The organism is Streptococcus thalassemiae, assembly GCF_903645285.1.
Taxonomy (GTDB): Bacteria; Bacillota; Bacilli; order Lactobacillales; family Streptococcaceae; genus Streptococcus; species Streptococcus thalassemiae.
In genome coordinates this window covers 358,608-377,753 of the sequence record NZ_CAHJXN010000001.1, presented here as the reverse complement: position 1 = coordinate 377,753, position 19,146 = coordinate 358,608, and the positions used below count along the sequence as shown (strand labels likewise).

The following is a 19,146-nucleotide window of genomic DNA, read 5'->3' as shown; positions in this document are numbered from 1 at the left end:
ATTATAGCAAAAGATGGAAAGAAATGATAAAATATGCTATAATGAAATGATGCAAAAAGGAGTATTTATGGACATTTCAGTAATTCGTCAGAAAATTGACGCAAATCGTGAAAAATTAGCTTCTTTCAGGGGGTCTCTTTGACCTCGAAGGGCTAGAGGAAGAGATTGCCATCTTGGAAAACAAGATGACAGAACCTGATTTTTGGAACGATAATATCGCGGCCCAAAAAACGTCGCAAGAATTAAATGAATTAAAAAACACCTATAACACTTTCCACAAAATGGAAGAGTTGCAGGATGAAGTCGAAATTTTATTGGACTTTTTAGCAGAAGACGAGTTGGTTCAAGAAGAACTGGTAGCGCAGTTAGCCGAACTTGATAAGATGATGACCAGCTATGAGATGACTCTACTCTTGTCAGAACCTTATGACCACAACAATGCCATCTTGGAAATCCATCCAGGTTCTGGTGGTACTGAGGCTCAGGACTGGGGTGATATGTTGCTGCGTATGTATACTCGTTATGGCAATGCTAAAGGCTTTAAAGTAGAAGTATTGGATTACCAAGCAGGAGATGAAGCTGGTATCAAGTCAGTAACTTTATCATTTGAAGGGCCTAATGCCTATGGCCTTCTCAAGTCAGAAATGGGTGTGCACCGTTTGGTGCGAATTTCGCCGTTCGACTCTGCCAAACGTCGCCATACCTCTTTCACATCTGTAGAAGTGATGCCAGAATTGGATGATACTATTGAAGTGGAAATCCGTGAAGATGACATCAAGATGGATACCTTCCGTTCAGGTGGTGCCGGTGGACAAAACGTCAACAAGGTTTCAACAGGTGTGCGTTTGACCCACATTCCAACTGGAATTGTTGTCCAATCAACAGTGGATCGGACCCAGTATGGAAATAGAGATCGTGCCATGAAAATGTTGCAGGCTAAGCTCTATCAAATGGAGCAAGAGAAGAAGGCTGCGGAGGTAGATTCTCTCAAGGGTGAGAAAAAAGAAATCACATGGGGAAGCCAAATCCGTTCTTATGTCTTCACACCTTATACTATGGTAAAAGATCACCGAACTAGCTTTGAGGTTGCTCAGGTAGATAAGGTTATGGATGGGGACCTAGATGGTTTTATCGATGCCTATCTCAAGTGGCGAATTAGCTAATATAGAAAGGAAGTCACATGTCAATCATTGAAATGAGAGATGTCGTCAAAAAATACGACAACGGAACGACTGCCCTACGCGGTGTTTCGGTCAGTGTTCAACCAGGGGAATTTGCTTACATCGTAGGACCTTCAGGAGCAGGTAAGTCAACTTTTATTCGTTCTCTGTATCGTGAAGTAAAAATCGATAAAGGAAGCCTATCAGTTGCTGGTTTTAATCTGGTTAAGATTAAAAAGAAAGATGTCCCGCTTCTACGTCGTAGTGTTGGGGTTGTCTTCCAGGATTATAAACTGTTGCCAAAGAAAACGGTTTATGAGAATATTGCATACGCTATGGAAGTAATCGGGGAAAATCGCCGTAATATCAAAAAACGAGTGATGGAAGTTTTGGACTTGGTTGGCTTGAAGCATAAGGTTCGTTCTTTCCCAAATGAACTCTCAGGTGGGGAGCAACAGCGGATTGCGATTGCGCGTGCCATTGTAAATAATCCCAAAGTATTGATAGCCGATGAACCAACAGGAAACCTGGATCCTGATAATTCATGGGAAATTATGAATCTCTTGGAACGGATTAACCTACAAGGGACAACTATTTTGATGGCGACTCATAATAGCCAGATTGTAAATACCTTGCGCCACCGTGTCATTGCCATTGAAAATGGCCGTGTCGTTCGTGACGAATCAAAAGGAGAGTATGGATACGATGATTAGTAGATTTTTTCGCCATTTATTTGAAGCCTTAAAAAGTTTGAAACGAAATGGTTGGATGACAGTAGCTGCTGTCAGTTCAGTCATGATTACTTTGACCTTGGTGGCAATATTTGCATCTGTTATTTTCAATACAGCGAAACTAGCTACAGATATTGAAAATAATGTCCGTGTAGTAGTTTATATCCGAAAGGATGTGGAAGATAACAGTCAGACAATTGAAAAAGAAGGTCAAACTGTTACAAATAATGACTACCACAAGGTATATGATTCTTTGAAGAACATGTCTACGGTTAAGAGTGTTACCTTTTCAAGTAAAGAAGAACAATATGAAAAATTAACCGAGACAATGGGAGATAACTGGAAAATCTTTGAAGGAGATGCCAATCCTCTCTATGATGCCTATATTGTAGAGGCAAATACTCCAAATGATGTAAAAACTATAGCCGAAGATGCTAAAAAAATTGAAGGAGTTTCTGAGGTTCAAGATGGCGGTGCCAATACAGAAAGACTCTTCAAGTTAGCTTCATTTATCCGTGTTTGGGGACTAGGGATTGCTGCCTTGTTAATTTTTGTCGCAGTTTTCTTGATTTCAAATACCATTCGTATTACCATTATTTCCCGTAGTCGCGAAATTCAAATCATGCGCTTGGTCGGAGCTAAAAACAGTTATATCCGTGGACCGTTCTTGTTAGAAGGAGCCTTTATCGGTTTATTGGGAGCTATCGCACCATCTGTTTTAGTCTTTATTGTTTATCAAATGGTTTACCAATCTGTCAACAAATCGTTGGTAGGACAAAATCTATCTATGATTAGTCCAGATTTATTTAGTCCTTTGATGATTGCCCTACTATTTGTGATTGGGATTTTCATTGGTTCATTGGGATCAGGAATATCCATGCGCCGATTCTTGAAGATTTAGGTAAAATAATTATTTTTATGAGGAGATTGTAAAATCTCCTTTTTTGCTACAAAAATTTTAGAAAAGGGACTTCTAATACTCAATGAAAATCAAAGAGCAAACTAGGTAGCTCGCCACAGGATGCTCAAAATACTGTTTTGAGGTTGTAGAAAGTCAGTCAGATATATACGGTAAGACGACGTGACGTGGTTTGAAGAGTATAAAGAAGTCGCTCAGAGAAGACTTCTTGATGGCTAACTTGAACTTGAAATTTAGCACCTAGAAAATTTTTGAAAAAAGAGGATTTTTTTGAATAAAAGCCTTTACAAAAAAAATTAAAGTGGTATAATTAAATCATAAAAGGTGCAAACGTTTTCGTAAAACGTTTGCCTAAATAAAAATAAAGGAGATTTGAATGATGAAAGATACATTCAAAAATGTCTTGTCTTTCGAATTTTGGCAAAAATTCGGTAAGGCTTTGATGGTGGTTATCGCGGTTATGCCGGCTGCTGGTTTGATGATTTCAATCGGTAAGTCTATCGTGATGATTAACCCTAACTTTGCTCCACTCGTTATTACTGGTGGTGTCCTAGAGCAAATCGGTTGGGGGGTTATCGTTAACCTTCATATCTTGTTCGCCCTCGCTATTGGAGGAAGCTGGGCTAAGGAACGTGCTGGTGGTGCTTTCGCCGCTGGTCTTGCCTTCATCTTGATTAACCGTATCACTGGTACAATCTTTGGCGTATCAGGAGACATGTTGAAGAATCCAGAAGCTATGGTAACAACTCTCTTTGGTGGATCAATCAAAGTTGCTGATTACTTCATTAGTGTAATGGAAGCCCCAGCACTTAACATGGGTGTATTCGTAGGGATTATTTCTGGTTTTATTGGAGCAACTGCTTACAATAAATACTATAACTTCCGTAAGCTTCCTGATGCACTTTCATTCTTTAACGGAAAACGTTTTGTACCATTTGTAGTTATTCTTCGTTCAATAATTGCTGCAATTGTACTTGCTGCTTTCTGGCCACTTGTGCAAACTGGTATCAATAGCTTTGGTATCTGGATTGCCAACTCACAAGAAACTGCTCCAATCCTTGCACCATTCTTGTATGGTACATTGGAACGTTTGCTCTTGCCATTTGGTCTTCACCACATGTTGACTATCCCAATGAACTACACAGCTCTTGGTGGTACTTATGAGGTCTTAACTGGTGCAGCAAAAGGTAGCCAAGTATTTGGTCAAGATCCACTTTGGCTTGCATGGGTAACAGACCTTGTAAACCTTAAAGGTACTGATGCTAGTCAATACCAACACTTGTTAGATACTGTTCACCCAGCTCGTTTCAAAGTTGGACAAATGATTGGTTCATTCGGTATCTTGATGGGTGTGGTTGTGGCTATCTACCGTAATGTTGATGCTGACAAGAAACACAAATACAAAGGTATGATGATTGCGACAGCTCTTGCAACATTCTTGACAGGGGTTACTGAACCAATCGAATACATGTTCATGTTCGTTGCAACACCTATGTATCTTGTTTACTCACTTGTTCAAGGTGCTGCCTTCGCTATGGCTGACGTTGTAAACCTACGTATGCACTCATTCGGTTCAATCGAGTTCTTGACTCGTACACCTATTGCAATCAGTGCTGGTATCGGTATGGATATCATTAACTTCGTTTGGGTAACTGTTCTCTTTGCTGTAATCATGTACTTTATCGCAAACTTCATGATTCAAAAATTCAACTACGCAACTCCAGGGCGTAACGGAAACTACGAAACTGCTGAAGGTTCAGAAGAATCTAGCAGCGAAGTGAAAGTTGCAGCTGGTTCTCAAGCTGTAAACATTATTAACCTTCTTGGTGGACGTGCAAACATCGTTGATGTTGACGCATGTATGACTCGTCTTCGTGTAACTGTTAAAGATGCAGATAAAGTAGGAAATGCAGAGCAATGGAAAGCAGAAGGGGCTATGGGTCTTGTCATGAAAGGACAAGGGGTTCAAGCTATCTACGGTCCAAAAGCTGACGTATTGAAATCTGATATCCAAGATATTCTTGATTCAGGTGAAATCATTCCTGAAACTCTTCCAAGCCAAATGACTGAAGCACAACAAAACACTGTTCACTTCAAAGGTCTTACTGAGGAAGTTTACTCAGTAGCAGACGGTCAAGTTGTTGCTTTGGAACAAGTAAAAGATCCAGTATTTGCTCAAAAAATGATGGGTGATGGATTTGCAGTAGAACCTGCAAATGGAAACATTGTATCTCCAGTTTCAGGTACTGTATCAAGCATCTTCCCAACAAAACATGCTCTTGGTATTGTGACTGAAGCAGGTCTTGAAGTATTGGTTCACATTGGTTTGGATACAGTAAGTCTTGAAGGTAAACCATTTACAGTTCATGTTGCTGAAGGACAAAAAGTTGCAGCAGGTGATCTCCTTGTCACAGCTGACTTGGACGCTATCCGTGCAGCAGGACGTGAAACTTCAACAGTAGTTGTCTTCACAAATGGTGATGCAATTAAATCAGTTAAATTAGAAAAAACAGGTTCTCTTGCAGCTAAAACAGCAGTTGCTAAAGTAGAATTGTAATATACTTGAGGTTGGAAGCTGTATTCCAACCTCTTATTTTGGGAGAAAAGCATGAAATTTTTAACACTCAATACTCACAGTTGGATGGAAAAAGAAGCTGAGGAAAAATTCCAGATTTTGCTTGAGGATATTCTTGAAAAGGACTATGATTTGATTTGTTTCCAAGAAATCAATCAGGAGATCACATCTCCAGAGGTGGAGGTTAATGATCTTTATCAAGCTTTGCCAGCAGCTGAGTCTATTCACCAAGATCACTATGTTAGACTCTTGGTTGAAAAGTTGTCTGAGCAAGGGAAAAATTACTACTGGACCTGGGCTTATAACCATATCGGTTATGATCGCTACCACGAAGGTGTGGCTATCTTGTCTAAAACACCGATTGAAGCCAGAGAAATTTTGGTTTCAGATGTGGATGATCCAACAGACTATCATACTCGTCGTGTTGCCCTAGCTGAGACTGTAGTCGATGGTAAGGAGCTAGCAGTTGCCAGTGTTCATCTCTCTTGGTGGGATAAAGGTTTCCAAGAAGAATGGGCACGATTTGAGGCTGTCTTGAAAGAATTGAACAAGCCACTTTTACTCGCTGGAGATTTTAACAATCCGGCTGGACAGGAAGGCTACCAAGCTATTTTAGCTAGTCCATTAGGCTTACAAGACGCTTTTGAAGTTGCTCAAGAGAAAAGCGGTAGCTATACCGTTCCACCAGAAATTGATGGCTGGAAAGGGAACACTGAACCCCTTCGAATCGACTATGTTTTTACTACCAAAGAGTTAGAGGTAGAAAATTTACATGTTGTATTTGATGGTAACAATAGTCCGCAAGTCAGTGATCACTATGGCTTGAATGCTATTTTAAACTGGAAATAATAACTGAAAAGAGGTTGGGATTCACAAGTTCCAGCCTTTTTCTGATTAGAAAAGCTACTGGAAATAGCCTAATACTCTTCGAAAATCTCTTCAAACCACGTCAACGTCGCCTTGCCGTACTCAAGTACAGCCTGCGGCTAGTTTCCTAGTTTGCTCTTTGATTTTCATTGAGTATGAAAAGAGGTTGGAATAATGAAATTCCAGCCTTTTTCTGATTAGAAAAGCTACTGGAAATAGCCTAATACTCTTCGAAAATCAAATTCAAACCACGTCAGCTTCACCTTGCCGTACTCAAGTACAGCCTGCGGCTAGCTTCCTAGTTTGCTCTTTGATTTTCATTGAGTATAAATGAGTGAGGCTACTGAAATGGAATAAAATATGGTATAATTGGTAAGATAGATAGAATCGAGGATAGTATGTCATTTACGAAATTTCAATTTAAAAACTATATTAGAGAAGCCTTGCAGGAGCTGAAATTTATAACTCCAACAGAGGTGCAAGATAAGTTGATTCCCATTGTCTTGGCAGGCCGAGATTTGGTTGGAGAATCAAAAACAGGTTCAGGTAAGACTCATACTTTCTTGTTACCGATTTTCCAGCAATTAGATGAAGCTAGCGATAGTGTACAAGCAGTGATTACTGCACCGAGCCGTGAATTAGCTACTCAAATTTACCAAGCAGCCCGTCAGATTGCTGCCCACTCAGAAGTGGAAGTTCGTGTGGTTAATTATGTGGGTGGTACTGATAAGGCTCGCCAGATTGAAAAATTGGCAAGCAATCAGCCTCATATTGTTATTGGAACACCAGGCCGTATCTACGACTTGGTTAAATCTGGTGATTTAGCTATTCATAAAGCCAAGACCTTTGTGGTTGATGAGGCAGATATGACCTTGGATATGGGATTCTTAGAAACTGTTGATAAGATTGCTAGCAGCCTTCCAAAAGACCTGCAATTCATGGTCTTCTCAGCGACTATTCCACAAAAGTTGCAACCATTCTTGAAAAAATATTTGTCAAATCCTGTCATGGAGAAAATCAAGACCAAAACGGTCATTTCTGATACCATTGATAATTGGTTGATTTCTACTAAGGGACGTGACAAGAATGCTCAAATTTATCAGTTGACTCAGTTGATGCAGCCTTATTTGGCAATGATTTTTGTTAACACTAAGACACGTGCTGATGAATTGCATTCATATCTGACTGCTCAAGGATTGAAGGTAGCAAAAATCCATGGAGATATTGCCCCTCGTGAGCGCAAGCGTATTATGAATCAGGTGAAAAATCTGGATTTTGAGTATATTGTCGCAACAGACTTGGCAGCGCGTGGAATTGACATTGAAGGTGTCAGCCATGTCATCAATGATGCCATTCCGCAAGACTTGTCTTTCTTTGTGCACCGAGTTGGTCGAACTGGACGAAATGGCCTACCAGGTACAGCCATTACCCTTTACCAACCAAGCGATGATTCGGATATCCGTGAGTTGGAGAAATTAGGAATTAAATTTACTCCGAAGATGGTAAAAGACGGGGAATTTCAAGATACCTATGACCGTGATCGTCGTGCAAACCGTGAGAAAAAACAAGATAAGCTTGATATTGAAATGATTGGTCTGGTTAAAAAGAAAAAGAAAAAAGTCAAACCGGGTTATAAGAAGAAAATTCAATGGGCGGTTGATGAAAAGCGCCGTAAGACCAAGCGTGCCGAAAATCGTGCTCGCGGTCGTGCCGAGCGTAAAGCTAAACGCCAAACATTTTAATAGTAATCGTTGGAGTACTGAGCTCCAACTTTTTGCTTTATGAGAACGAACTATCTAAACCGAAATACCACATTAAAGACTGCAAATTGTGTTTAAAAATGGTATAATGATAAAGTTATATAGTCCCGATAAGATGGTAGGTATTTCTATTTTTTCTTACGCGTCGTAACTCGCAAAGACTGATAGCTACAAAGTAGTCGCTCGTCATTCTACGGTTGCCGCTATAAGGCAGTCACCCTATGCGCCTTACTAGTTTCAGAAATAAAAAAGTATTGTTTTTATTTCTTTCGCGTCGTAACTCGCAAAGACTGACAGCTCCAAAGTCGTGCGTCATTCTACGGTTGCCGCTATAATGCGGTCACCCTATGCACCTTACTAGCTTCAGAAATAAAAAAGTATCGTTTTTATTTCTTTCGCGTCGTAACTCTTAGATAATGGAAATACCTACCAGTACTTTGTAACTCTATAACACTATTTTTAAGGGGGGACATTTTTATGTCAGAACGTAAATTATTCACGTCTGAATCTGTATCTGAAGGGCATCCGGATAAGATTGCAGACCAAATTTCAGATGCGATTTTGGATGCTATTTTAGCAGAGGATCCAGAAGCTCACGTTGCTGCTGAGACAGCTGTCTATACTGGATCTGTCCACGTTTTTGGTGAAATTTCTACAAATGCCTATGTGGATATTAACCGTGTGGTTCGTGATACCATTGCAGAAATTGGCTACACCAATACAGAGTATGGTTTTTCTGCTGAGACGGTGGGAGTCCATCCGTCACTTGTTGAGCAGTCACCAGACATTGCCCAAGGTGTTAACGAAGCCTTGGAGGTCCGTGGAAATGCAGATCAAGATCCGCTGGACTTGATTGGTGCTGGAGACCAAGGGCTCATGTTTGGATTTGCTGTGGATGAAACAGAAGAGCTCATGCCATTGCCAATTTCACTCAGCCACAAGTTAGTTCGTCGTTTAGCAGATCTTCGTAAATCTGGGGAAATCAGCTATCTTCGCCCAGATGCTAAATCACAAGTTACAGTTGAGTATGATGAAAATGACCGTCCAGTACGTGTGGACACAGTCGTTATTTCAACTCAGCACGATCCAGAAGTCAGCAACGAACAAATTCACAATGATGTCATTAACAAGGTTATCAAAGAGGTTATTCCAGCCTCGTACTTGGATGAGCAAACAAAATTCTTCATCAATCCAACTGGTCGCTTTGTAATCGGTGGACCTCAAGGAGACTCAGGCTTGACTGGTCGTAAGATTATCGTGGATACCTATGGTGGCTACTCTCGTCACGGTGGTGGTGCCTTCTCTGGTAAGGATGCGACTAAGGTGGACCGTTCTGCGTCATATGCAGCTCGTTATATTGCCAAGAATATTGTTGCAGCAGGCCTTGCTAAGAAGGCAGAAGTGCAGTTGGCCTACGCTATCGGTGTTGCCCAGCCTGTCTCTGTTCGTATCGATACCTTTGGTACAGGAACAGTAGCTGAAAGCAAGCTTGAAAAAGCAGCCCGTCAAATCTTTGACCTTCGCCCTGCAGGAATTATCCAAATGTTGGATCTTAAACGTCCAATCTACCGTCAAACAGCAGCTTATGGACACATGGGACGTACAGATATTGATCTTCCATGGGAACGTTTGGACAAGGTAGATGCTTTAAAAGAAGCAGTCAAATAAATGAATTGAAGAAAGAGGGAACTCCCTCTTTTTTATAGTTTTTAACTATGCTGGGATACTGTTCTGAAAATCCATTTTGCGAAAGTAGAGATTTACATGTATTTCTTTAAAAATGACAAAGGTTGAGATTTCTCCTCGTAATAGATAATCATGGGGATATTTCAATCCAAAGTTTTATTCGTTATCACTTGACTATTGCAAGGTTTTCTAGAGCAACAGAGTCATGGAATGGACTCATGGTTGAGATTTTTCCTTGTTGCTTGGACTTCATTCAAAAGTCTGTTACCCAAGCCTTGTTCAAACTTCCAATACACTAGCTGTTTCCATAGCATGACTTCTGCACTAGACTTTCTTTTCCGAATAAATAGATAGAACCATAGAATCTAGTAAACCTAGAATTAAAACTGTGGTATAATATTAGCAATAAAAGGAATCTGGAGGATCAGAATCATGGTATCAACAAAATCACAAATTGCTGGTTTTGAGTTTGACAATTGCTTGATGAATGCAGCAGGTGTGGCTTGTATGACGATAGAGGAGTTAGAAGGGGTTAAAAACTCAGTTGCAGGAACCTTTGTCACAAAGACAGCGACCTTGGACTTTCGTCAGGGAAACCCTGAACCACGTTATCAGGATGTTCCACTTGGTTCTATCAACTCTATGGGTTTGCCAAATAAGGGCTTAGACTACTATCTGGACTACCTTTTGGACTTGCAGGAAAAAGAGCCAAACCGGACTTTCTTCTTATCTCTAGTTGGCATGTCTCCAGAGGAAACCCATACTATTTTGAAAAAAGTCCAAGAGAGTGATTTTCGTGGTCTGACTGAGCTAAACCTCTCCTGTCCAAATGTTCCAGGTAAACCTCAGATTGCCTATGATTTTGAGACAACAGATCGGATTTTGGCAGAGGTGTTTGCCTACTTCATCAAACCTCTTGGAATTAAATTGCCACCATATTTTGATATTGTTCACTTTGACCAAGCGGCAGCTATTTTTAACAAGTATCCTCTTAAGTTTGTCAACTGCGTCAACTCTATCGGAAATGGCCTATATATAGAAGATGAGTCCGTCGTTATCCGTCCTAAAAATGGTTTTGGGGGGATTGGTGGGGAGTATATCAAACCGACTGCTCTAGCCAATGTTCATGCTTTCTACCAACGCTTAAATCCTCAAATCCAAATCATCGGAACAGGTGGCGTGTTGACTGGTCGTGATGCCTTTGAACACATCCTCTGTGGTGCCAGTATGGTACAGGTGGGAACCACCCTTCACAAAGAAGGCGTCGGTGCTTTCGAACGTATTACCAATGAACTGAAGGCAATCATGGCGGAAAAAGGGTACGAAAGCCTAGAAGATTTTCGTGGGAAATTGCGCTATATTGACTAAATTAAATCGAAAAATCAGAAGAAAGGAGAGAAGATGCTAGCTATTGAAGAAAGCCAGAAGTTGACTTTATCAAATTTACCTAGCCTGAGCCTATTTACAGGGACAGACCAGGGTCAGTTTGAAGTTATGAAGAGTCAAGTGTTGAAACAGATTGGCTATGATTCTGCTGACCTCAACTTTGCCTACTTTGATATGAAAGAAGTAGTTTACAAGGATGTGGAACTGGAGTTAGTCAGCCTTCCTTTCTTTGCGGATGAGAAAATCGTGATATTGGATCATTTTGTCGATATCACAACAGCCAAGAAACGCTTTTTAACAGATGATGAACTCAAGTCGTTTGAGGAATACCTTGATAATCCTTCACCAACAACCAAGTTGTTAATCTTTGCAGAAGGAAAACTGGATAGCAAAAGACGGTTGGTTAAATTACTGAAGCGTGATGCTAAGGTTTTTGATGCAGTAGAAGCCAAAGAACAAGAATTGCGCCAGTATTTCCAAAAGTGGAGTCAGAAACAAGGTCTGCAGTTTGCTAATCATTCTTTTGAAAATCTTCTCGTCAAGTCGGGTTTTCAATTTAGTGAAATTCAGAAAAATCTCCTCTTTTTACAGTCCTATAAATCAGATGGGGTGATTGAGGAAAAGGACATTGTCGAGGCAATTCCTAAGACCTTGCAGGACAATATTTTTGATTTAACTCAGTTTATTCTGACTAAAAAGATGGACCAGGCGCGTGATTTGGTGAGAGACTTGACCTTGCAAGGGGAAGATGAAATCAAGTTGATTGCAGTCATGCTAGGACAATTTCGGACTTTTACTCAGGTGAAAATTTTGTCAGAGTCTGGGCAAACAGAATCGCAGATAGCAAGTAGTTTAGGCAGTTTTCTCGGACGCAATCCCAATCCCTATCAAATCAAGTTTGCGCTGAGAGATGCGCGAGGACTTTCCTTGAGATTTTTGAAGCAAGCTATTTCTTATTTGATTGAGACAGACTATCAGATTAAGACAGGTCTTTATGAAAAAGGTTTCCTTTTTGAAAAAGCACTCCTACAGATTGCTAGTCAGGTAAATTGATATTTTTTGAAAAACTTTTTAACCCGCGTCAGGATTATCTTGTCGTGGGTTTCTTGCTGATTTGCTTGTTTTATACTCAATGAAAATCAAAGAGCAAACTAGGAAACTAGCCGCAGGTTGCTCAAAGTACTGCTTTGAGGTTGTAGATAAGACTGACGAAGTCAGCTCAAAACATGTTTTTGAGGTTGTGGATAGAACTGACGAAGTCAGCTCAAAACACCGTTTTGAGGTTGCGGATGAAACTGACGAAGTCAGTAACCATATCTACGGCAAGGAGACGTTGACGCGGTTTGAAGAGATTTTCGAAGAGTATTAGTTAGAAAGTATTTCAGTGATTTCTTCATCTATAAGCAAAAAACTTGAAAAAAGTGAATGTTTGCGTTATCATTTTCATATAGAAAGAAAAAGAGGTATTACAGATGGCTATTATCTTACCAGATCTTCCATATGCATACGACGCTTTGGAACCATACATCGATGCGGAAACAATGCACTTGCACCATGACAAACACCATCAAACTTATGTCAACAATGCTAATGCAGCTCTTGAAAAACACCCTGAAATCGGTGAAGATCTTGAAGCCTTGCTTGCTGATGTAGAATCTATTCCAGCTGATATCCGTCAAGCACTTATCAACAACGGTGGTGGACACTTGAACCACGCTCTTTTCTGGGAATTGATGACTCCTGAGAAAACAGCTCCATCAGCAGAACTTGCAGCAGCAATCGATGCAACATTTGGTTCATTTGAAGAATTCCAAGCAGCCTTCACTGCAGCAGCAACAACTCGTTTCGGTTCAGGATGGGCATGGTTGGTTGTCAATAAAGAAGGTAAACTTGAAGTGACTTCAACAGCAAACCAAGACACACCAATCTCAGAAGGTAAAAAACCAATCTTGGGCCTGGACGTTTGGGAACATGCTTACTACGTGAAATACCGCAACGTGCGTCCTGACTACATCAAAGCTTTCTTCTCAGTAATCAACTGGAACAAAGTAGATGAATTGTACGCAGCCGCTAAATAATGATAGTTGGAGGGAAGAATGGTTCTTCTCTTTTTTAGGTTATATGATTTTTTTAGGTCATATGATTCGAGTCTGACAAAATCGTCAGACTTTTTTCATTTTTATGAGAAACGTGCTAACTGCTAGAAATTATGGTAGAATAAAGTATTAAGTAATCGTGAAAAAAGGATATCTATGCGAAAAGAAATTGCACCTGAATTATACAACTATAACAAGTTTCCTGGTCCTGAGTTTCATTTACACGGGGACAAGGTCGAAACGGAAGGGATAGCTTTTTCCTTGGTGGAAAATATCAAGGAAGCCTTTGATGTGACGACTTTTAATCAGCGTTTTTCAGAAGTCTTAACCAAGTTTGATTATATCGTGGGGGACTGGAGTAATGAACAGCTTCGCCTACGAGGTTTTTACAAGGATGACCGAACAGAAGAAAAACTTGAAAAAATCAGTCGTTTACAAGACTACCTTTTAGAGTATTGTAGTTATGGTTGTGCTTATTTTGTCTTAGAAAATGAAGCCCCTAAGCGCGCATCATTTGACAAGAAAATGCGTAAGAAGGAAGAAGAAACGCCTTCTAGAAAAGGAAAGAAACCGACTCAAACAAAACGAAAATCGAATACAGAGAAGAAAAATAGACGTCGTCAGAAAGACCAGCATTCTCAGAAAGAGGACAAGGGACAACGTCATTTTGTCATTCGTCAGAAGTGAGTAGAAATAAGGAGAAGAAATGAAACCGTCAATTTATAGTTTAACACGTCAAACCATGCAGGAATGGGTTTTGGAGCAGGGAGAAAAGAAATTCCGTGCAGACCAAATCTGGGAATGGCTTTACCGTAAACGTGTCCAGTCATTTGAAGAAATGACCAACCTTTCCAAGGATTTGATTGCTAAGCTCAATGACCAGTTTGTGGTCAATCCCTTGAAACAACGTATCGTTCAAGAGTCTGCTGATGGTACCGTTAAATATCTTTTTGAATTGCCTGATGGCATGCTGATTGAGACAGTATTGATGAGACAGCACTATGGTTTGTCAGTCTGTGTGACCACTCAGGTCGGCTGTAATATCGGTTGTACCTTCTGTGCTTCTGGTTTGATTAAGAAACAACGTGACCTCAATAACGGTGAAATCGTAGCGCAAATCATGCTGGTTCAGAAATACTTTGATGAGCGTGGTCAGGACGAACGTGTCAGCCATATCGTTGTCATGGGAATTGGTGAACCATTTGATAACTACAACAATGTCTTAAATTTCGTTCGTACTATCAATGATGACAAGGGAATGGCCATCGGTGCTCGTCACATTACGGTTTCAACCTCAGGTTTGGCCCATAAAATTCGTGATTTTGCTAATGAAGGAGTTCAGGTCAATCTTGCCGTTTCCCTTCACGCACCTAATAATGAACTGCGCTCAAGTATCATGAAGATTAACCGTGCCTTTCCGATTGAAAAGCTTTTCGCAGCCATTGAGTATTACATTGAGACAACCAACCGTCGTGTGACCTTTGAATATATCATGCTCAATGAAGTTAATGATGGTGTAGAACAAGCCTTGGAATTGGCTGAATTGCTCAAGAATATCAAGAAATTGTCTTATGTAAACTTGATTCCTTATAACCCAGTTAGTGAGCATGACCAATATAGCCGTAGTCCTAAAGAGCGCGTGTTGGCTTTCTATGATACGCTTAAGAAAAAAGGGGTTAACTGTGTGGTTCGTCAAGAGCACGGAACAGATATTGATGCAGCTTGTGGACAATTGCGTTCCAATACAATGAAACGTGACCGCCAGAAAGCAGTCGCAGCAGTCAATCCTTAATGATGAAGAAGACTTATAATCATATTTTGGTCTGGGGGGTCATTTTCTATAGCATTTGTATCGTCTATTTTTGCTTTACTCCTCAAGAACAATCTCCCGTGGGAGTGGAAACTCCAGGTATTCAGCATCTTGGACGCCTGGTTTTTCTTTTGACTCCTTTCAATTCTTTTTGGAAACTGGGTGAAGTAAGTGACATTGGACAATTATGTTGGATTTTTTTACAAAATATCCTCAATGTCTTCTTGCTTTTTCCTCTGGTCTTTCAACTTATCTATCTCTTTCCAAACTTAAGGAAAACAAAAAGAGTTCTTCTTTTCAGTTTTCTCTTAAGTCTTGGAATCGAGTGTACGCAGTTAGTCTTGGACTTTTTCTTTGATTTTAATCGCGTCTTTGAAATTGATGATTTGTGGACCAATACCTTGGGTGGCTATCTGGCTTGGCTCCTCTATAAACAATTACATAATACTCAATGAAAATCAAAGAGCAAACTAGGAAGCTAGCCGCAGGCTGTACTTGAGTACGGCAAGGTGAAGCTGACGTGGTTTGAAGAGATTTTCGAAGAGTATAAAAACAAGATAAGGAATTAAAATGAGTATTTTAGAAGTTAAAAATCTGAGTCACGGTTTTGGTGACCGTGCAATTTTTGAAGATGTGTCCTTCCGTCTTCTCAAAGGAGAACATATCGGCCTGGTCGGTGCCAATGGTGAAGGAAAATCAACCTTTATGAGTATCGTGACTGGTAAAATGCTGCCAGATGAAGGGAAGGTTGAGTGGTCCAAATATGTGACTGCTGGTTACTTGGATCAGCACTCCGTCCTTGCTGAAGGGCAGTCGGTGCGCGATGTTCTCCGTACGGCCTTTGATGAGCTGTTTAAAGCAGAAGCTCGTATCAATGACCTCTATATGGAAATGGCTGAAGACGGTGCGGATGTTGATGCTCTCATGGAAGAAGTGGGAGAACTCCAAGATCGTCTGGAGAGTCGTGATTTCTACACCTTGGATGCTAAGATTGACGAAGTAGCGCGTGCCCTTGGTGTTATGGACTTTGGCATGGATACGGATGTAACCTCTTTGTCAGGTGGACAAAGAACCAAGGTGCTTTTGGCTAAACTTCTCCTTGAAAAGCCTGATATCTTGCTTTTGGACGAGCCGACCAACTACTTGGATGCTGAGCATATTGACTGGCTCAAGCGCTATCTCCAAAACTATGAGAATGCCTTTGTTCTCATTTCACACGATATTCCGTTCCTAAATGACGTTATCAATATCGTCTATCATGTGGAAAATCAACAGCTGACGCGTTATTCTGGTGACTACTATCAGTTCCAAGAAGTCTATGCGATGAAGAAATCTCAGCTAGAGGCTGCCTACGAACGTCAGCAGAAAGAGATTGCAGATCTCAAAGACTTTGTCGCACGTAATAAAGCGCGTGTTGCAACACGAAACATGGCCATGTCTCGTCAGAAGAAATTGGATAAGATGGATATTATCGAGTTGCAAAGTGAGAAACCAAAGCCGTCCTTTGATTTCAAACCAGCTCGTACGCCAGGACGCTTTATTTTCCAAGCCAAGGATTTGCAAATTGGTTATGAACGTCCTCTGACCAAGCCTTTAAATCTTACCTTTGAACGCAATCAAAAGGTTGCTATTATCGGGGCAAATGGTATCGGGAAAACAACTCTTTTGAAGAGCCTTTTAGGGATTATCCCGCCAATCGCTGGGGAAGTGGAACGCGGTGACTACCTAGAACTCGGTTATTTTGAACAGGAAGTAGAAGGTGGCAATCGCCAAACTCCTCTTGAAGCTGTCTGGAATGCCTTTCCAGCTCTCAACCAAGCAGAAGTCCGTGCAGCCCTTGCCCGTTGTGGTTTGACAACTAAGCATATCGAAAGCCAAATTCAGGTCTTGTCAGGTGGGGAACAAGCCAAGGTTCGTTTCTGTCTCTTGATGAATCGTGAAAACAATGTTTTAGTGCTGGACGAGCCGACCAACCACTTGGATGTGGATGCCAAGGATGAACTCAAACGTGCTCTCAAAGAATACAAGGGATCGATTCTTATGGTCTGCCACGAGCCAGACTTCTATGAAGGTTGGATGGATCAAATATGGGATTTTAATAATTTAACTTAAGAATGAGAGTAAAAGAAATACAGTACCAAATGTGGATACTGTATTTTTTGTTTTTTTTAAGATTTAAAATCGTAGTCTTTTACTACTTCGATGCTATCGATTGTGATAGCAGTAGTTGGCTTGTCTTTTTCATCTTTTTCGGCTTTAGCAATTTTATCTACAACATCCATACCGTCAATTACTTGACCAAAGACTGGGTGTTTGCCATCTAGACTAGGGTTTCCACCTTCTTTGTAGGCTTCGATGATTTTCTTTGGATACTTGCTTGTAGGGAGTTTAGCAGAGGTATCTGTAGAATTTTGGTTGATGAAGAACTGGCTGCCATTGGTGTTTGGTTGACCAGTATTAGCCATAGAAAGAGCACCACGGATGTTATAGAGATAAGGAGTAATCTCGTTTTTGAAACCAGTTCCCTTATCTTTAGTCTTATCCTTGTCATGCCAGATGGACTGACCACCTGTACCGTCTCCTTTGGGATCTCCAGTTTGGACCATAAAGCCATCGATGACACGGTGGAAGGTAATACCGTTATAGTAGCCTTCTTTGGCATGAGTGAGGAAGTTTTCAACCGCTAGAGGAGCCAGTTTAGGGAAGAGCTTAATGCGGATATCACCTTGGCTTGTGTGGAGAATCACTTCGGCTTCATCCTCAGCAACTTCCTTAGAAAGTTGCGGGAAATTGGCATTCTCGTTTGTTAAAGCATCGTTTAACTCCTTGGCAGATTGGGCTGCTGCTTTGGAGCTTTCCTCAGAGGCCAAGCTAGAATCTACATAGTCATCACCACGCAGACTGCGTTGGATGCTGCTACACCCAGCTAGGGCTACAGTGGATAGTAAAAGAAGGGTTGCTAGTTTTTTCATTCTGATCCTCTCAAAAATTCATTTCTACCATTGTACCCTAAAAGGAAGTGGATTTCAAATGTTAGTGACAAGACAGTTTAAGAGGAAGCCAACCAGAAAGTCGCTTGCTTAGGGGCATCAATACCATAAGTATACTCAAAGTATTTAGGGAACCAGATCTTAAGAAAGCTCGTAAAGCATCACAATTAGTAAAGGTTAATTTGAAAGAATTACTATATTTTAAAAGAGCACATTTTAAAAGGATTTTTTCTTTTGGCTTCAATTCCTAATGAATCAATGGACTTAATACTAGGTCTCGAAAAGAATTATGCTTCCTCTTTCTGTCTGAGTTCAAAGAGCTCTTCTACTTTCAGATTAAAAACTTGAGCAATTTTAAGAGCCATTTCCAGCGAAGGATTGTAACGGTTATTTTCCAAGTGAAGAATTGTCTCGCGTCGAATGCCGATGAGGTCGGCTAACTCCTGCTGGGTCATGCCTGTGGACTCACGAACAGATTTGAGATTAGTAATAATCTTGCTTTCTTTGGCCATGCTTATCCTCTACGTTCCAAGATAAAATAGACAACCGCAAAGATGAAAATCAAGGCAGCTATGCTAATAAAGATCTGGCCCATGTAAAGAGTGAGAGACCCCATATACCCAATGATAACTGCTAGGATTATCAGTGCGCCTAGTATAAAAACAAACATCAAGCTAGCTGCCTTGGCTAAATTAGCATAAAAGCGTTCGTCCGGAGTTTCCTTGACATTTTTTAAAGAGAAAAAACCAAATAGAATCACTTCAATAACGAGGCCAATTCCCAAAATCCATTCTTTAATACCAGAACTTTCGCTTGGGGTCGCAACCCAAATTCCTACTGTATAAAAAATGCTTGCTGCAAACACAAGTATCGTGTAAAGCTTAGCAGACAAGTCAAAAATAATTTTTCTCTTACCTTTCTGACTCTTATGTAGCCAGCTCGATATAGCTACAATTTGACCTGACACTGAAATACCAGTAATAACTAACTTGGGTCCCCAACTAAGATTAGAACCAAATACAACAATAAAATCAATAAAGAGAGCTACGGCAATCATTGCAATGAGGCCATGCATTTTTTGACTTTTTTTCATGATAGACTCCTTTTTTGTGTTATAAATATATAACACTTAAATTTTATGTTATAAATATATCACATTTAAATTC

18 protein-coding genes are annotated in these 19,146 nt (G+C 40.5%); 15 read left to right on the top strand and 3 right to left on the bottom strand.

Annotation, left to right across the window (positions count from 1 at the left end; translation table 11 throughout):
- Positions 1-67: 67 nt before the first annotated feature.
- The 15 genes from prfB to HWX15_RS01925 all read left to right on the top strand — a co-directional run bounded on the left by prfB (position 68) and on the right by HWX15_RS01925 (position 17,102).
- Positions 68-1,163, top strand: a protein-coding gene (prfB, locus tag HWX15_RS01995; RefSeq protein ID WP_175880116.1) for a peptide chain release factor 2 whose coding sequence is annotated in 2 segments (ribosomal slippage) — positions 68-139 and positions 141-1,163 — 1,095 coding nt in all. Because the reading frame shifts where the segments join, the coding sequence is not laid out codon by codon here.
- 17 nt (positions 1,164-1,180) lie between these two features.
- Entirely contained in the window at positions 1,181-1,873 is a 693-nt protein-coding gene (gene ftsE, locus HWX15_RS01990) for a cell division ATP-binding protein FtsE (RefSeq protein WP_000022265.1), read from the top strand.
- Positions 1,866-2,792: a permease-like cell division protein FtsX gene (gene ftsX / locus HWX15_RS01985; RefSeq protein WP_000625541.1), complete on the top strand. Its 927-nt coding sequence runs from the start codon at positions 1,866-1,868 to the stop codon at positions 2,790-2,792. The genes ftsE and ftsX overlap by 8 nt, the downstream gene beginning before the upstream one ends.
- A gap of 394 nt (positions 2,793-3,186) precedes the next feature.
- A complete protein-coding gene (locus HWX15_RS01980; protein WP_000974057.1) occupies positions 3,187-5,367 on the top strand; it encodes a PTS transporter subunit IIBC in 2,181 nt (726 codons plus the stop codon).
- 51 nt (positions 5,368-5,418) lie between these two features.
- A complete protein-coding gene (locus HWX15_RS01975) occupies positions 5,419-6,234 on the top strand; it encodes an endonuclease/exonuclease/phosphatase family protein (protein WP_175880115.1) in 816 nt (271 codons plus the stop codon).
- A gap of 416 nt (positions 6,235-6,650) precedes the next feature.
- Positions 6,651-7,994 carry a DEAD/DEAH box helicase gene (locus HWX15_RS01970; RefSeq protein ID WP_175880114.1) on the top strand — a complete coding sequence of 448 codons (1,344 nt, stop codon included), beginning with the start codon at positions 6,651-6,653 and terminating at the stop codon, positions 7,992-7,994.
- 495 nt (positions 7,995-8,489) lie between these two features.
- Complete coding sequence (metK, locus tag HWX15_RS01965) at positions 8,490-9,680, top strand: methionine adenosyltransferase (RefSeq protein WP_175880113.1); 1,191 nt, start codon at positions 8,490-8,492, stop codon at positions 9,678-9,680.
- 450 nt (positions 9,681-10,130) lie between these two features.
- Positions 10,131-11,066 (top strand): dihydroorotate oxidase, encoded by a 936-nt coding sequence (locus HWX15_RS01960; protein WP_175880112.1) that lies wholly within the window; start codon positions 10,131-10,133, stop codon positions 11,064-11,066.
- 33 nt (positions 11,067-11,099) lie between these two features.
- Complete coding sequence (holA, locus tag HWX15_RS01955; RefSeq protein WP_175880111.1) at positions 11,100-12,137, top strand: DNA polymerase III subunit delta; 1,038 nt, start codon at positions 11,100-11,102, stop codon at positions 12,135-12,137.
- A gap of 79 nt (positions 12,138-12,216) precedes the next feature.
- A complete protein-coding gene (locus tag HWX15_RS09840) occupies positions 12,217-12,453 on the top strand; it encodes a hypothetical protein (protein WP_254867327.1) in 237 nt (78 codons plus the stop codon).
- Between the two features lie 103 nt (positions 12,454-12,556).
- Positions 12,557-13,162, top strand: coding sequence for a superoxide dismutase SodA (sodA, locus tag HWX15_RS01945; RefSeq protein ID WP_000974733.1), 606 nt, complete (start codon positions 12,557-12,559; stop codon positions 13,160-13,162).
- 174 nt (positions 13,163-13,336) lie between these two features.
- Positions 13,337-13,867 carry a YutD family protein gene (locus tag HWX15_RS01940; protein ID WP_175880110.1) on the top strand — a complete coding sequence of 177 codons (531 nt, stop codon included), beginning with the start codon at positions 13,337-13,339 and terminating at the stop codon, positions 13,865-13,867.
- A 19-nt stretch (positions 13,868-13,886) separates the two neighbouring features.
- The gene (rlmN, locus tag HWX15_RS01935; RefSeq protein ID WP_000804760.1) at positions 13,887-14,972 is read left to right on the top strand and encodes a dual-specificity RNA methyltransferase RlmN; all 1,086 of its coding nucleotides are present in this window, start codon (positions 13,887-13,889) and stop codon (positions 14,970-14,972) included.
- On the top strand, positions 14,972-15,445 hold the full coding sequence (locus HWX15_RS01930) for a VanZ family protein (RefSeq protein ID WP_175880109.1): 474 nt from the start codon (positions 14,972-14,974) through the stop codon (positions 15,443-15,445). The genes rlmN and HWX15_RS01930 overlap by 1 nt, the downstream gene beginning before the upstream one ends.
- Before the next feature lie 115 nt (positions 15,446-15,560).
- Positions 15,561-17,102: an ABC-F family ATP-binding cassette domain-containing protein gene (locus HWX15_RS01925; RefSeq protein WP_023935815.1), complete on the top strand. Its 1,542-nt coding sequence runs from the start codon at positions 15,561-15,563 to the stop codon at positions 17,100-17,102.
- A 56-nt stretch (positions 17,103-17,158) separates the two neighbouring features.
- Here the strand turns inward: HWX15_RS01925 and HWX15_RS01920 are convergent, their stop codons facing one another.
- From HWX15_RS01920 to HWX15_RS01910, 3 genes are all read right to left on the bottom strand, one after another.
- On the bottom strand, positions 17,159-17,962 hold the full coding sequence (locus HWX15_RS01920; protein ID WP_175880108.1) for a peptidylprolyl isomerase: 804 nt from the start codon (positions 17,960-17,962) through the stop codon (positions 17,159-17,161).
- A gap of 305 nt (positions 17,963-18,267) precedes the next feature.
- The gene (locus HWX15_RS01915; protein WP_173275085.1) at positions 18,268-18,492 is read right to left on the bottom strand and encodes a helix-turn-helix transcriptional regulator; all 225 of its coding nucleotides are present in this window, start codon (positions 18,490-18,492) and stop codon (positions 18,268-18,270) included.
- Positions 18,493-18,494: 2 nt separating this feature from the next.
- Positions 18,495-19,073, bottom strand: a complete 579-nt coding sequence (locus tag HWX15_RS01910) for a hypothetical protein (RefSeq protein ID WP_175880107.1) — start codon at positions 19,071-19,073, stop codon at positions 18,495-18,497.
- Between the last annotated feature and the right edge of the window lie 73 nt (positions 19,074-19,146).